Origin of the sequence: Antarctobacter jejuensis, assembly GCF_052266595.1 — a bacterium.
Classification (GTDB): Bacteria; Pseudomonadota; Alphaproteobacteria; order Rhodobacterales; family Rhodobacteraceae; genus Antarctobacter; species Antarctobacter jejuensis.
In genome coordinates this window covers 1-14,974 of record NZ_JBQQXJ010000005.1, presented here as the reverse complement: position 1 = coordinate 14,974, position 14,974 = coordinate 1, and the positions used below count along the sequence as shown (strand labels likewise).

Sequence of the window (14,974 nt, the reverse complement as noted above, 5' to 3'; positions counted from 1 at the left end):
AGCCCCGCGGATTGACGCCAACACGTAACCCCAGAACGGCGAGCAGACCCGGAGTACCCCCCATGTCCATCCCTCAATCCGGCGGCGGACCGATCGAATCCCGTGAACAGCTGGCGGAATACCTCGCCTCGGGCTGCAAGCCCAAGGACGATTGGCGCATCGGCACAGAGCATGAGAAATTCGGCTACTGCAAGGACACGCTGAAACCGCTGCCCTATGACGGCGACCGCTCGATTCGCGCCGTGCTGGAGGGGCTGCGCGACCGCCACGGCTGGGATCCGGTGTCCGAAGGCGGCCATATCATCGGTCTGACCAAGGACGGGGCCAACGTCAGCCTCGAACCGGGCGGGGCGCTGGAACTGTCGGGCGCACCGCTGGAAACCATCCACCAGACCTGTGACGAGGTGAACGAACACCTGCGGCAGGTCAAGGACATCGCCGATGAGATCGGCGTCGGCTTCATCGGTCTGGGCGCGGCCCCGATCTGGACGCATGAGGAAATGCCCCTCATGCCCAAGGGCCGGTACAAGCTGATGGATGCCTACATGGACAAGGTGGGCACCACGGGCAAACAGATGATGCGCCGCACCTGCACCGTGCAAGTGAACCTCGATTTCGCGTCAGAGGCGGACATGGTGCAAAAGATGCGCGTGGCCCTTGCCCTGTCGCCCGTCGCCACCGCGCTGTTCGCCAATTCGCCCTTCTTCGAGGGCAAGCCCGTCGGCGTGAAATCCAAGCGAATGCAGATCTGGGAAACGCTGGACGATTCCCGCACCGGCATGCTGCCCTTCGTGTTTGAGGACGGTTTCGGGTTCGAGGCTTGGGTCGACTACGCGCTCGATGTGCCGATGTATTTCGTCTACCGCGATGGCGTCTATGTGGATGCGCTGGGCATGTCCTTCCGCGATTTCATGGAAGGCAAGCTGCCCGCGCTGCCCGGTGAGACGCCCACCCTGTCGGACTGGGCCGACCACCTGACCACCGCCTTCCCCGACGCGCGGATGAAGAAATACATCGAAATGCGCGGCGCGGACGGCGGCCCGTGGCGGCGGCTTTGCGCGCTGCCCGCGCTCTGGGTTGGCCTGATGTATGACCAGACCGCGCTGGACGCGGCATGGGATCTGGCCAAGGGCTGGGACGCGGACACCCGCGAGGCGCTGCGCCTTGCCGCCACCCGCGACGGTCTTCAGGCGCAGGTCGGCGACATCAACATGCACGATCTGTCGCGTCAGGTTCTGGAAATCGCAGAGGCGGGCCTTGTGTCCCGTGCCCGCGCCGGGGCAGGGGGGCTTGTCCCCGATGAGACCCACTTCCTGAACGCGCTCAAGGAAAGCGTCGAAAGCGGCAAGGTGCCCTCGGATGAGCTGCTGGAGCATTACCACGGCGACTGGAACGGCGACCTGACCAAGATCTACGCGCAGTATTCCTACTGACGTATTGGCCGGGCCGGGTGCGCAATGACTGCGCACCCTACAAGGGGTCAAAGCTTAACAATTGGTGAAATCGCGCCTGTAACCCATTGATCTGGCATTCCCCCTAAGCTGTCCACGCGTGGACACACCCCTCAGTACCCGATCGCGCAGCCATCCTTGCGCGGGTCCGAAGCCCCCTCCAGAACGCCGTTTTCATGGATGTAAATCGCCTGCGCGCCACCGATCGGCTCTTCGGGCACCATGATGTCATGGCCCTTCTCGGCCAGCTCGGCAAAGACCTCCTCACGATAGCCCCGCTCCAGCTTCAGCTTGCCATTCTCGGCAAAGCTCCGCGGCGCATCCAGCGCCGCCTGCGGATCCATCCCGTAATCGATCATGTTGGTCAGTACGCGCGCGTGCCCGTTGGGCTGATACTGCCCGCCCATCACCCCAAAGGGCATGGTGACCCGCCCGCCATCGCACAGCATGCCGGGGATGATCGTATGCATCGGCCGCTTGCCGCCCGCCATCTCGTTCGGATGCCCCTCGGCCAGGGTAAAGCCCGCGCCACGGTTCTGGAACAGGATGCCGAATTTCTCCGACGCGATGCCCGACCCGAAGCTGTTGAAGATCGAATAGATCAGCGAGACCGCCATCCGGTCGCGATCCACCACGGTGATATAGATCGTCTCGCGGTGCACCTCTTCGGACAGGCTGCTGGCCGAGGCCATCGCCCGCCCCGGATCGATCAGCGCCGCCAGCCGCGCCGCCGTCTCGGGGCTTTTCAGGTGGTCCAGCCGGGTCATATAGGCGGGATCGGCCAGGAACCGGTTGCGCGCGTCATAGGCCAGCTTCGCCGCCTCCGCCTCGATATGCGCCCGTTCGGCCCCAAAGGGATCCATCGCCGCCAGATCGAAATTCGACAGGATGTTCAGCAGCAGATGCGCCGTCACTCCCTGACCGTTGGGCGGATGCTCGAGCAGGTCGCGCCCCTTGTAACTGCCCGACAGCGGCTCTCCGATGGTGCAGGCGGTGGCGGCGAAATCCTCCAGCGTATGCAGCCCGCCCGCCGCGTTCAGCGCGGCGCACATATCCTCGGCCACCTCGCCGGTGTAATACCCGTCACGCCCCTGCGCCGCGACCCGGCGCAGAACCTCGGCATTGCCGGGCAGGCGGAACACCTCGCCCACCTTCGGGGCCGCGCCGCCGTGCAGATAATGCTGGCGCGCCGCGCCCTGCAGCGCCTCCCAGTTGTGATGCCAGTCAAAGGCGACCCGAGGGGCGACCGGAATGCCGTCCTCCATGTAGCGGATCGCCGGCGCAAGGCTGTCGGCCAGCCCCAACCGGCCCCAGCGCTCGGACATGGTGCAAAACGCATCCACCGCCCCCGGCACCGTGACGGCAAAGGCGCTTTTGGGTGGGACGGTCTCATGCCCCGCGGCCCGAAGCGCCTCGGCGCTGGCGGCGGCGGGCGCGCGGCCCGAGCCGTTGACCGCGATCACTTCATCCCCGCCCGCGGGGGACACCAGCGCAAACAGGTCGCCCCCCAGCCCGGTCATCGCCGGTTCCGCCTGGCCCAGAATCACCGCGCCCGCGATGGCCGCGTCCATCGCGTTGCCACCATTGCGCAGAACGTCGACCGCGGCCTGCGCCGCCAGAGGGTGCGAGGTCGCACACAGGCCGTTGAGCGCCATGACGGCTGAGCGTCCGGGTTTGTGAAAATCGCGCATCTGTCTGCTCTCCTCTTGATCGAGGCGAGAATAGTGGTGCGGCGGGCAAGGTCAATCAGGGGGGAAAGGTCCTCGACGCCGCGCTCTGGGTGGGGGCTAGATACGCGCGGCGCCGAGGGAAGCCATATGCAGCTACAGGATCCACTCTGCCGCTCAATCACGGCGGAAATGTGGACCGCGTCGGGTGATTGCGTGACGCTTCCGGGAAAGACCGGGCGCAGGGGATGCATGATGTTCAGGGGGGAGGGGAAGAGCCTCGGCGCCGCGCACTGGGTGGGGGCTAAATTTGCGCGACGCCGAGGGAAGCCATATGCAGCTACAAGACAGAGCTTGGCGGTGAAACCGGGCATGAATTGGGCGCGCGCAGGTCCATTTGACGGCAGTTGGACATTGTTCGGATTTGATGAAAATCGGCGCTTCGCAACAGCCTCTGTGCCCGTCCCCAATCGGGGGCACGGTCGGGACAGTCGACAGGAGATTCGACAGCGGATCTGACCGCAGATCTGGCGCCGGATCTGAGAGGGATCAGAGAGGGATCGACAGGGTCAGGTGATTGCTGTCCTTTTCCCGACAATAGGACAGATCCTCCGTCAGGGAGCGGATCAGGAACCAGCCGAACCCGCCTTCGGGCAGGTCTTCGGTCGCGACTGTCAGGTCGGCCTGTTCGCCCGCGGGCGGCGTGCCGCTTGGCATCGGGCGGCCAAAGTCCGTGAACCGCACCTTCAGCCTGTCCTTCCTGAACCGCAGGGTCAGGATGATCCGGCCGTCGGCCCGATCCTGATAGGCATGTTCCACGATGTTGTTGAGAACTTCTGCCACCACCAGCTCCCAGCTCGACTCCGGGGGCGGGCGGCTGTCCTCTTCGGCCAGCATCCGGTTAATGGCATGCAGTGTTTTGGTGACATCGTCCGGCGTGCTGTCCATTTCACAGGTGATGACAAAGATGCCATCGTCCAGCCGTTCAGCATGCATGCGCGCACTCCCTTCTGGGATCAGGCACTGGCGGCGATTGCCGCGTCGGTCGATGGGTGGATCGCAAAGATCGAATCCATCCGGGTCATTCGGAACACCTTGTCCACGGCGGGGGTCAATCCGGCGAGTTCCAGCTTTCCGCCCTTGGGCATCAGCTTCATCGCGGCCACGATCGCGCCCAAACCGCTCGAATCGATGAAATCGACCCGGTGCAGGTCCAGGATATGCCGCGGCTTTTCCACCGCCAGAACCTCGCGCATGCGGTCCTTGAACTGGATCGCCACGGAGGCGTCGATCCGGCTGGCATCGACGGTGATGACATCGACGCCGTTTAGGGAATGGGTGATCAGTTCCATGCGGTCCTCGCTCTTCCGATTGCGATGGAACCTAGACGGCAATCCTTACCATTCTGTATGCAGGAGCCAAGACATGGAGGCATTTGCATGGAACAGGTTGTGATCACCGGGGCATCCCGGACGCCGATGGGCGGGTTTCAGGGGATCTTTGCGGAACGGGATGCCTCTGCCCTGGGCGGCGACGCGATCCGCGCGGCGCTGGCGCAGGCGGGCAAACCGGCGGTGGATGAACTGCTGATGGGCTGCGTTCTGCCAGCCGGGCAGGGACAGGCCCCCGCGCGTCAGGCCGGTTTCGCCGCCGGGCTGGGCGAAGAGGTGCCCGCCACAACCCTGAACAAGATGTGCGGATCAGGCATGAAGGCGGCGATGTTGGCCTTCAACCGGCTGGCGCTGGGCGATGCTCAAACCATCGTTGCGGGGGGCATGGAATCGATGACCCGCGCGCCCTACCTCCTGCCCAATATGCGCGGCGGCGCGCGAATCGGCCACGGCCAGGTGGTGGATCACATGTTCCTCGACGGGCTCGAAGACGCCTATGACAAGGGCCGCCTGATGGGCACCTTCGCCGAAGACTGCGCCGAGGCGTTCCAGTTCACCCGCGAGGCGCAGGACCAATACGCGCTGGCCTCGCTGTCAAATGCGCTGGACGCGGAGCGCTCCGGCGCCTTCGCCGATGAGATCACGCCCGTCACCTTGCACATGCGGCACGGCGAAGAGGTGATCACCACCGATGAACAGCCGGGCAAGGCGCGCCCGGAAAAGATCCCGATGCTGAAACCGGCCTTTCGCAAGGGCGGCACCGTGACGGCGGCCAACTCTTCGTCGATCTCCGACGGGGCGGCGGCGCTGGTGCTCTCGACGCTGGATGCCGCGGTGGCGTCGGGGGCTACGCCGCGGGCGCGCATCCTCGGTCATGCCTCTCACGCCCATGCGCCCTCCCTGTTCCCGACCGCCCCGATCCCCGCTGCGCAAAAGCTGCTGGACCGTATCGGCTGGAAAAAGGGCGATGTGGACCTCTGGGAGGTGAACGAGGCCTTCGCCGTGGTTCCCATGGCCTTCATGAAGGAAATGGGCCTGCCAAGAGATATCGTGAACGTGAACGGAGGCGCCTGCGCCTTGGGCCATCCCATCGGGGCCTCCGGCGCGCGGATCATCGTCACGCTTCTCAACGCGCTGGAGAAACGCGGGCTGAAACGCGGCGTGGCGGCGATCTGCATCGGCGGCGGCGAAGGCACGGCCATCGCCATCGAACGGATCTGACCATGTCCACGGCCCATGTTTCTTTGGGCTGAAAATACCTCGGGGAGCGAGGGGCTGGCCCCTCGCTCCCGACCTTGCCAGGGACACCCCATGACAGTTGATTACACGACCCTGACCAAAACCATCGCCGCTCTGGCCGAGGGCGAAACCGACGCCGTCGCGCTCATGGCGACCGTCGCCTGCGAGGTTCACCATGCTGATGACCGGTTCGACTGGACCGGCTTCTACCGCGTGGTCGCACCCGAACTGCTCAAGATCGGACCCTATCAGGGCGGCCACGGCTGCCTCGTGATCCCCTTCTCTCGTGGGGTTTGCGGCGCTTGCGCCCGTACGGGTGAGGTGCAGCTGGTCGCCGACGTCGACGCCTTTCCGGGCCACATCGCCTGCGCCAGTTCGACCCGGTCCGAAATCGTGCTGCCAGTGCGCGACGGCGCGGGCCGGCTGCTCGCCGTCTTTGACATCGACAGCAATCAGCCTGATGCCTTCACCCAAGAGGACGCTGCCGCCTTGCAGGGCATCCTCGACAAGGTGTTTCACGACGCGGCCTGAACGCGTGAAAAAATGCTTTGAAATTTCACGCGCCCGTGGCAGCGTGAAATTCGAACGCAATTTTTCACGACTCGGATCATGTCGCACCCGCAACCCCTGCCCAAGACGCTCGGCGCCGACCTGCGCGCGCTGCGACGCACGCGTGGGCTGACGCTGCAACAGCTTGCGGATCGGCTGGGCCGCTCCGTCGGCTGGCTCAGCCAGGTCGAGCGTGATCTCTCGGAACCCTCCATCACCGACCTGCGCCACATGGCAGAGGCGCTGGAGGTCTCTGTCTCCATGCTGGCCCAGCACGAAACCACCGCTGGGCCAGAGGCGGGCCGCATCGTCCGCAAGGGCACCCGCCGTCCCATCGGCTCGCATATCACCGGGCTGGTCGAGGAACTGCTCTCGCCAGACCTGACCGATGATTTCGAAATGGTGCATTCCACGTTTGAGCCGCGGTCCGAGATCGGTGAGACCGTCACCCGCCCGACGCAAGAGGTGGGCTATGTCATCTCCGGCCGCCTCGACCTGACCATCGGCGAGGACCGCTTTACCATTCACCCCGGCGACAGCTTCCGCATCCGCGGAGAGCCGTTCCGCTGGGCCAACCCCTATGACGAACCGGCCGTCGCGATCTGGGTGATCGCGCCCCCGGTCTATTGAGGGACCCCGCCATGACCAAGGGCCACTGCCTCTGCGGCGCCATCACCTTTCAGACGGATGCACCCCCGCAAGGGGCCAGTGTCTGCCACTGCGGCCAGTGCCGCCGCCAGTCGGGGCATCTCTGGGCCTCGGCCTATGTGCCCAAGGTTGCGCTGACGATCACCGGCAATGTGCGCTGGTACCACAGCAGCCCAGAGGCGCAGCGCGGTTTCTGCCCGACCTGCGGCAGCTTCCTGTTCTGGCAGGCCCATGCCGAGGACACGATCAGCTTTGCCCTCGGCGCGCTGGACGCGCCCACCGGCATCACGCTCGAAAAGCACATCTTCACCGCCGACAAGGGCGACTACTATGACATCGCGGACAATGTTCCGCAGAAACGCTGAAACAGGGGAGGCGAACATGTCCGATTTTCCAACACAGGCCCGCGTGGTCATCATCGGCGGCGGCGCGGTCGGCACGTCTTCGCTGTACCATCTGGCCAAGAAGGGCTGGACCGATTGCGTCCTCTTGGAAAAGAACGAACTGACCGCCGGTTCCACCTGGCACGCGGCGGGCAACGTCCCGACCTTTTCGACCTCCTGGTCGATCATGAACATGCAGCGGTATTCGACCGAGCTCTATGCCCGCCTTGGCGAAGAGGTCGACTATCCGATGAACTACCACCAGTCCGGCTCGATCCGGCTGGCGCATACCAAGGAGCGAATGCAGGAGTTCCAGCGCGCCTGTTCCATGGGCCGCTATCAGGGCATCGAGATGGAGCTTTGGACCCCGGAACAGGCCAAGGAACGTTATCCCTTCCTTGAAACCCACGACCTCGAAGGCGTGCTCTATGACCCCACCGATGGTGACATCGACCCGGCGCAGCTGACGCAGGCGCTGGCCAAGGGCGCGCGGGACATGGGGGCCAAGATCATCCGCTTCTGCCCCGCTACCGGCGTCACCCAGAAAGACGACGGGACATGGATCGTGCACACCGAAAAGGGCGACATAGCCTGTGACTATGTGGTCAACGCCGCCGGTTACTACGCGCAGCGCGTCGGTGAATGGTTCAAACCCTACGGTGGGCGCACCGTGCCGATGATGGTCATGTCCCACCAATACCTGCTGACCGAGGAAATCCCCGAGATCGAGGCATGGTCCAAGGAGCACGGCGGCAAGCTGCCGCTGCTGCGCGATGTCGATGTGTCCTATTACCTGCGGCAGGAAAAGCACGGCTTCAACCTTGGCCCCTATGAGCCGAACTGCCGTGGCCACTGGATGACGCAGGATGACCCGATGCCCGACGATTTCTCGTTCCAGCTGTGGAACGACGATCTTGACCGGATCGAGGATATCGTCGCCGATGCGATGGAACGTGTGCCTCTGATGGCAACCTCTGGCGTGGGCCGGGTCATCAACGGCCCCATCCCCTACGCCCCCGACGGCCTGCCGCTGATCGGCCCCATGCCCGGCGTCAAAAATGCCTTCGAGGCCTGCGTCTTTACCTTCGGCATCGCGCAGGGCGGTGGCGCGGGCAAGGTGCTGGCCGAATGGATCGTCGACGGCCAGACCGAATGGGACATGTGGGCCGTCGATCCCCGCCGCTACACCGATTACACCGATCAGGACTACTGCAATCAGAAGGGGATGGAGGTCTACGGCAACGAATACGCCATGCACTTCCCCCACCACGAATGGCCCGCCGCGCGCGACAAGAAACTGTCGCCCGTGCATGACCGCATCCGCAACCTTGGCGGCGTCATGGGCGCCTACAACGGCTGGGAGCGGGCGAACTGGTATGCCAAGTCGGGCGACGACACCTCGCTGGAGGCGACCCACACCTGGGGCCGCTCCGGCCCGTGGGAGGCGCGGGTGCGCGAGGAATGTGAGGCCGTGCGCGACGCCGCCGGCATCCTCGATCTGCCCGGCTTCTCCCGCTATCGCCTGCGGGGCGCGGGTGCTGCGGAATTCCTGCGCGGCCTCTGCACCGGTGGCATCCCCAAGGTGGGGCGCATCGGCCTGTTGTACTTTGCCGATACCCGCGGCCGCATCGTCACCGAAATGTCCGCCATGCGGCTGGATGAAGAAGATTTCTTCCTCATCACGGCGGCCACCGCCCAGTGGCATGATTTCGAATGGCTTCAGCGCCACCTGCCAAAAGATGCGCAGTTCACCCTCATCGACATGACGCGGGATTTCTCCTGCCATATCCTCACCGGGCCGAAATCCCGCGCCATCCTTGCCGCCGTCACCGATGCGGACCTCAGCCTGCCTTGGCTGACCCACCAGTCCGCACAGATCGCAGGTCATTGGGTGCAACTGGTCCGCGTCTCCTTTGCCGGGGAACTGGGATGGGAGGTGCATTCCAAGATCGGCGAAACCGCCGACGTCTATGACGCCCTGATGGCCGCCGGTCAGCCGCACGGGTTGAAACCCTTTGGCATGTACGCGCTGAACAGCCTGCGCATCGAAAAGGGATACCGCGCGTGGAAGGGCGACCTGTCGACCGACTACACCCTGTTCGAGGGCGGTCTTGACCGTTTCGTCAAGCTCGACAAGCCGCAGGATTTCCCTGGCAAGGCGGCCCTCATGTCCGAAAAACAGCAGGGCGCGAAGAAACGCTTTGTCACTCTGGTGGTCGACGCGGGTGAGGCCGACGCCCCCTACATGTCGACCCTGTCACATGGCGGTGAGGTCGTGGGCGAAACCACATCCGGCGCCTGGGGCTATCGCGTGAACGCCTCCATCGCGCTGGGCATGGTGCGCGCCGATCTGGCGGTGCCGGGCACGGAACTCGAAATCGACATCTACGGCCAGAAATGCCGCGCCGTGGTGCAAGAGGATCAGCCCCTCTGGGATCCGCAAAACGAAAGACTGCGGGCATGACCGTCGAGGCCTACCTGATCTATCTGGCGGCACTGGCGGCCTTTTTTGCAACGCCGCCGGACACCAGCCAGTTGCTGATCATGTCCAACAGCCTGCAACACGGCCTGCGGCGCAGCCTGTGGACCGTGGCCGGAGACCTGAGCGCAAACGTGCTTCAGATGACTGCCGCCGGGTTTGGTCTGGTCGCGGTGATCGCGGCCTCGGCCAGCTTTCTGGGGTGGGTGAAATGGGCCGGGGTGGCCTATTTGTTTTGGATCGGCATCAGCATGATCCTGCGTGCGCCCTTGGCCGACCGCCCCGGGGCGGCCCCGCTTGCAAGCCGTCGGGTGCTGTTCCGGCAGGGGTTTCTCACTTCTACGGCCAATCCTTATGCGGTGGTGTTTTTCGGTGCGCTCTTTCCGCAATTCATCGACCCGGCAGCGCCCGTTCTGCCACAGCTGATATTGCTGGGGGGAACCTATCTGCTGGTCGATGGGGTGATCCTGATCCTCTGGGGCTTTGCCGCGGCTCGTGTTCTGTCCGGGCCGCTGCGTCTGTCGGGGCGGATGTTGTCCCGCGTGTCCGGCTGCCTGATGATCGGCGCCGCGATCCTTCTTGGAAGTCGTGATTTGGCAAGGGAGGCCAACCTATGACGAAGATCACTCTACTTGACGGCGGCATGGGGCAGGAACTGATCCGCCGCCATGGCCAGCCCGCCTCGCCGCTCTGGTCGACGCAGGTCATGATCGACCGCCCCGGCCTCGTGGCCGAGGTACACCGCGACTACGCCGACGCGGGCGCCACGGTGGCCACCACCAACACCTACGCCATCCACCGTGACCGGCTGAAAGGCGGGACCAGCAATCACTACGCGCCCGAAGGCGTCGAGCTTGAGAACATGGAAGACCAGCTGGAGGCGCTGCATATCGCCGCCCTGGACGAGGCAGAGGCCGTGCGTGGCCGCTCCCGCATCGCGGGTTCCATCGGCCCGCTGGGGGCCAGCTACCGCGCCGACCTGCACCCCGAAGAGGCCATCGCCGTCCCGCTCTACGCCGAAGTCGCGGATATCCTCGCCCCCCGCGCAGATCTGCTGATCTTCGAAACCATCGCCTCGCTTGACGCTGCCCGCTCCTGCCTCACCGCGGGCCGCACCACCGACAAACCGGTCTGGCTGGCCTTCACCGTCGACGACGAGGATGGCAGCCTGTTGCGCTCGGGCGAGCCGGTTGCAGAGGCCGCCAGGATCGCCGCAGAGGCCGATGCCGTCCTTGCCAACTGCTCGGCGCCCGAGGCCATGGCCGCAGCCCTCGACGCCCTGTCCAAATCCGGTGTTCCCTTCGGCGCCTATGCCAATGCCTTCACCATCCTGACCAAGGCCTTTATCCAGGGCGGCACCACGGCGGACGACCTCAAGGCGCGTGAGGACATGACCCCCGCCACCTATGCCGACCACGCGATGAACTGGGTCGACATGGGGGCCACCATCATTGGCGGCTGCTGCGAAACCAACCCCGCTCATATCGCCGAAATCGCCCGCCGCCTGCGCGCCGCCGGGCATGACATCACCTGACGCTTCTTCTCTTTCAAAATACGCAAACCAGCGCCTGACCGACGCACCAAGATCCGAGACCGGAGATACCGCCATGCCCCTTCCCGCCAAAGCCCGCGCCGTCATCATCGGCGGCGGCGTCATCGGCTGTTCGCTTGCCTATCACCTGACGAAACTTGGCTGGACCGACGTGGTCCTGCTGGAGCGCAAGCAGCTCACCTCCGGCACCACATGGCATGCCGCGGGCCTGATCGCCCAGCTGCGCGCCACCGCGAACATGACGCGTCTGGCCAAGTACAGCCAGGAACTCTACGGCAACCTCGAGGCGGAAACCGGCGTCGCCACCGGCTTCAAGCGCGTCGGCTCGATCACCGTCGCCCTGACCGCCGAACGCCATGAGGAACTGCGCCGTCAGGCCGCCATGGCCCGCGCCTTCGGGGTCGAGATCGATGAGATCGACACGGCAGAGATCAAATCGAAATACGCCCATCTCAACACCGACGGCGTCCTGGGCGGCGTTTACCTGCCCAAGGACGGGCAGGGCGACCCGGCCAATATCGCGCTCGCCATGGCCAAGGGCGCGCGCCAGCGCGGCGCCACCGTGGCCGAACGCACCAAGGCCACCGGCGTCACCACCGTTGGAGAGCGGATCACCCAGGTGCACTGGGAGGCAGAGGATGGCACCTCGGGCACTATCGACGCCGATCACGTGGTCAACTGCGCCGGCATGTGGGGCCGAGAGGTGGGCCGGATGCTGGGCACGGACGTGCCCCTGCAGGCCTGCGAACACTTCTACATCGTGTCCGAGCCCATCGCCGGGCTGACCCAATTGCCGGTCCTTCGCGTGCCCGATGAATGCGCCTACTACAAGGAAGACGCTGGCAAGATGATGCTGGGCGCGTTTGAGCCGGGCGCCAAGCCCTGGGCGCTGAACGGTATCCCCAAGGACTTTGAATTCGACCAGCTGCCCGAGGATTTCGACCACTTCGAACCGATCCTTGAAAACGCGGTCCACCGGATGCCGATGCTGGGTGAGGCAGGCATTCATACCTTCTTCAACGGCCCGGAAAGCTTTACCCCCGACAACGCCTATTACATGGGCCTCTGTCCGGGGCGTGAAAACGTCTGGGTGGCGGCGGGTTTCAACTCCATCGGGATCCAGTCGGCGGGCGGCGCGGGCATGGCGCTGGCGCAATGGATGAACGACGGCGAGAAACCCTTTGACCTCGGTGACGTGGATATCGCCCGCGCGCAGGGATTCCAGACCAACACCAGCTACCTCGCCGCGCGCGTCTCGGAAACGCTGGGCCTGCTCTACGACGACCACTTTCCTTTCAAGCAAAAAGTCACCGCACGCGGCCTGCGCCGCTCGCCCTTCCATGACCGGCTGGCCGACCGTGGCGCGGTCTTTGGCGAACTGGCGGGATGGGAACGCGCCAACTGGTTCGCGCGCGAGGGTCAGGACCGCGAATACCGCTATAGCTGGGGCCGCCAGAACTGGTTCGACAACTCGGCCGAGGAACACCGCGCCATCCGCGAAAACGTCGGCATGTACGACATGTCCTCCTTCGGCAAGCTGCGCGTCGAAGGCCGCGATGCCGAGGCCTTTCTGAACCATGTCTGCGGGGCCGACATGTCCGTGCCCGCGGGCAAGATCGTCTACACCCAGTTCCTCAACAGCCGCGGCGGGATCGAGGCCGATGTCACCGTCACTCGCCTGTCGGAAACCGCCTACCTTGTCGTCACCCCCGCCGCCACGCGCCGCGCCGATGAAACATGGCTGCGCCGCCATCTGGGGGACCGCAACGTGGTCATCACGGATGTCACGGCGGGTGAGGGCGTGCTGGCCGTCATGGGACCAAAGGCGCGCGAGGTGCTGCAAGCGGTTTCGCCCAATGATTTCACCAACGACACAAACCCCTTTGGCACCGCGCAGGAGATCGAAATCGGCATGGGCCGCGCCCGCGTCCACCGCGTCACCTATGTCGGCGAACTGGGGTGGGAGGTCTATGTTGGCGCCGACATGGGCCAACATGTCTTTGACACCCTCTGGGAGGCCGGTCAGGCGCATGGGCTGAAGCTCTGCGGCATGCACGTCATGGACTCATGCCGCGCCGAAAAGGCCTTCCGCCACTTCGGCCATGACATCACCTGCGAAGATCACGTGCTGGAGGCGGGGCTGGGCTTTGCCGTCAAGACCGCCAAGCCCCACTTCATCGGCCGCGACGCGGTGCTGGCGAAAAAAGAGGCCGGGCTGGAAAAGCGCCTGCTGCAGTTCCAACTGCAAGACCCCGAACCGCTGGTCTATCACAATGAGCCGATCCTGCGGGACGGCCAGATCGTCGGTTACCTGTCATCCGGCGCCTACGGCCACACGCTGGGCGGGGCGATCGGCCTTGGCTATGTCCCCTGCAAGGGCGAAAGCGCACAAGACGTCCTTGCCTCGAACTACGAAATCGACGTCGCCGGCACACGGGTCAAGGCGACGCCCTCGCTGAAGCCGCTCTATGACCCCAAGTCCGAGCGCGTAAAGGTCTGAACGCGGCCCACCCCCGCCGCTCTGATCGTCACGATGTCCTGTCGTGCCGCTCGGACCGGCGGGGTGGGGTTGCGCATGGCCCCGTGGCTTGCCACATGGGGGCATGGCTTCTGACTACAATCCGCCCTCTGGCGACATCCCCGTTCTGCACGAAGACAGCGACCTCCTGCTTGTCGACAAACCCGCCGGTCTCCTGTCCGTGCCGGGCAAGGGCGAGGATCTGCAGGACTGCCTGCTGACACGGCTGGAAAAGGCCTTTCCCACGGTGCGCCTCGTGCACCGGCTGGACCGCGATACCAGCGGCGTCATGGTCTTTGCCCTGACGCCCCACGCGCAGCGCCACCTTGGAAACCAGTTCGAGACCCGAAAGACGAAAAAGACCTACCTCGCCCGCCTGCACGGGCGGCTGCAGCCCGCAAGCGGAGAGATCGACCTGCCGCTGATCGTCGACTGGCCGAACCGTCCGCGCCAGATGGTCTGCCATGAGACCGGCAAACCGGCGCTGACCGGCTGGAAGGTGCTGAAAGCCACGGACGAGGAAACCCGCGTGCGCCTCTTCCCCCACACGGGCCGCAGCCACCAGTTGCGCGTTCACACACTGGCGCTGGGCCACCCGATCCTTGGCGACACGCTCTACGCCCCCGAAACCGCCGACCAATACCCGCGCATGATGCTGCACGCCGAGGAACTGCGCCTGAACCATCCCGAAAGCGGCAAGGGCCTGAAATTCCGCGCGCCCGCGCCGTTTTAGGGGCGGGCACCGGATTATCTGGACGCAAGCGTCGCTGCGTTGAGCGCCTGAAAACAAGGTCCTGACACAGTCCGCGGTGCAGCCGAGGCGCTTTCGATTTGACATGGAAGGCTCGGCAGCAAAGTCGGCTTTTAGCCCTCCCTTCCAGTTCGTCTGGGTGCAGCGAACGGCCGTTCCTCTATTCGGTCACAAACGTCCCAGAACGCTTTGAGTTTGCCTCGGGCTTGTGTCCACGCTAGGGTCAGGATTCATAACCAGTAGATGACGAGGGCGGCGAGGGCGATGGCCGAAAAGAAGACCTTCGGGCACCGGTCATATCGGGTGGCCACACGCCTCCAGTCCTTGAGTCTTCCGAACATGATCT

Annotated in this window: 13 protein-coding genes and 1 pseudogene; 10 read left to right on the top strand and 4 right to left on the bottom strand. The window is 64.8% G+C overall.

Annotated elements, in window-relative coordinates; translation table 11 throughout:
* The first annotated feature begins 62 nt into the window (after positions 1-62).
* Positions 63-1,433 carry a glutamate--cysteine ligase gene (locus tag ACTXGA_RS08490; RefSeq protein ID WP_443392722.1) on the top strand — a complete coding sequence of 457 codons (1,371 nt, stop codon included), beginning with the start codon at positions 63-65 and terminating at the stop codon, positions 1,431-1,433.
* Positions 1,434-1,564: 131 nt separating this feature from the next.
* On the opposite strand, the gene ACTXGA_RS08485 is transcribed toward ACTXGA_RS08490, so the two are convergent.
* The 3 genes from ACTXGA_RS08485 to ACTXGA_RS08475 all read right to left on the bottom strand — a co-directional run bounded on the left by ACTXGA_RS08485 (position 1,565) and on the right by ACTXGA_RS08475 (position 4,470).
* Entirely contained in the window at positions 1,565-3,142 is a 1,578-nt protein-coding gene (locus tag ACTXGA_RS08485; RefSeq protein ID WP_443392721.1) for a gamma-glutamyltransferase family protein, read from the bottom strand.
* Between the two features lie 525 nt (positions 3,143-3,667).
* Entirely contained in the window at positions 3,668-4,114 is a 447-nt protein-coding gene (locus tag ACTXGA_RS08480; protein WP_443392720.1) for an ATP-binding protein, read from the bottom strand.
* A 20-nt stretch (positions 4,115-4,134) separates the two neighbouring features.
* Positions 4,135-4,470 (bottom strand): STAS domain-containing protein, encoded by a 336-nt coding sequence (locus tag ACTXGA_RS08475; protein ID WP_443392719.1) that lies wholly within the window; start codon positions 4,468-4,470, stop codon positions 4,135-4,137.
* Between the two features lie 87 nt (positions 4,471-4,557).
* Here ACTXGA_RS08475 and ACTXGA_RS08470 point away from each other — a divergent pair, with 87 nt between their 5' ends.
* The 9 genes from ACTXGA_RS08470 (at position 4,558) to ACTXGA_RS08430 (ending at position 14,610) form a co-directional block, all read left to right on the top strand.
* Positions 4,558-5,730, top strand: coding sequence for a thiolase family protein (locus ACTXGA_RS08470; protein ID WP_443392718.1), 1,173 nt, complete (start codon positions 4,558-4,560; stop codon positions 5,728-5,730).
* A gap of 90 nt (positions 5,731-5,820) precedes the next feature.
* Entirely contained in the window at positions 5,821-6,279 is a 459-nt protein-coding gene (msrC, locus tag ACTXGA_RS08465; protein ID WP_443392717.1) for a free L-methionine (R)-S-oxide reductase MsrC, read from the top strand.
* A 78-nt stretch (positions 6,280-6,357) separates the two neighbouring features.
* A complete protein-coding gene (locus ACTXGA_RS08460) occupies positions 6,358-6,927 on the top strand; it encodes a helix-turn-helix domain-containing protein (protein WP_443392716.1) in 570 nt (189 codons plus the stop codon).
* 11 nt (positions 6,928-6,938) lie between these two features.
* Entirely contained in the window at positions 6,939-7,310 is a 372-nt protein-coding gene (locus ACTXGA_RS08455) for a GFA family protein (RefSeq protein WP_443392715.1), read from the top strand.
* Between the two features lie 16 nt (positions 7,311-7,326).
* Positions 7,327-9,792: a GcvT family protein gene (locus tag ACTXGA_RS08450; RefSeq protein ID WP_443392714.1), complete on the top strand. Its 2,466-nt coding sequence runs from the start codon at positions 7,327-7,329 to the stop codon at positions 9,790-9,792.
* The gene (locus ACTXGA_RS08445; protein ID WP_443392713.1) at positions 9,789-10,424 is read left to right on the top strand and encodes a LysE family translocator; all 636 of its coding nucleotides are present in this window, start codon (positions 9,789-9,791) and stop codon (positions 10,422-10,424) included. Before ACTXGA_RS08450 ends, ACTXGA_RS08445 begins: the two co-directional genes overlap by 4 nt.
* The gene (locus ACTXGA_RS08440) at positions 10,421-11,341 is read left to right on the top strand and encodes a homocysteine S-methyltransferase family protein (RefSeq protein ID WP_443392712.1); all 921 of its coding nucleotides are present in this window, start codon (positions 10,421-10,423) and stop codon (positions 11,339-11,341) included. Before ACTXGA_RS08445 ends, ACTXGA_RS08440 begins: the two co-directional genes overlap by 4 nt.
* A 73-nt stretch (positions 11,342-11,414) precedes the next feature.
* The gene (locus ACTXGA_RS08435) at positions 11,415-13,859 is read left to right on the top strand and encodes a GcvT family protein (RefSeq protein WP_443392711.1); all 2,445 of its coding nucleotides are present in this window, start codon (positions 11,415-11,417) and stop codon (positions 13,857-13,859) included.
* Between the two features lie 103 nt (positions 13,860-13,962).
* Entirely contained in the window at positions 13,963-14,610 is a 648-nt protein-coding gene (locus ACTXGA_RS08430; RefSeq protein ID WP_443392710.1) for an RluA family pseudouridine synthase, read from the top strand.
* Positions 14,611-14,858: 248 nt separating this feature from the next.
* On the opposite strand, the pseudogene ACTXGA_RS08425 reads toward ACTXGA_RS08430, so the two are convergent.
* Positions 14,859-14,974: pseudogene (locus ACTXGA_RS08425) on the bottom strand (IS5/IS1182 family transposase); the annotation flags it as partial.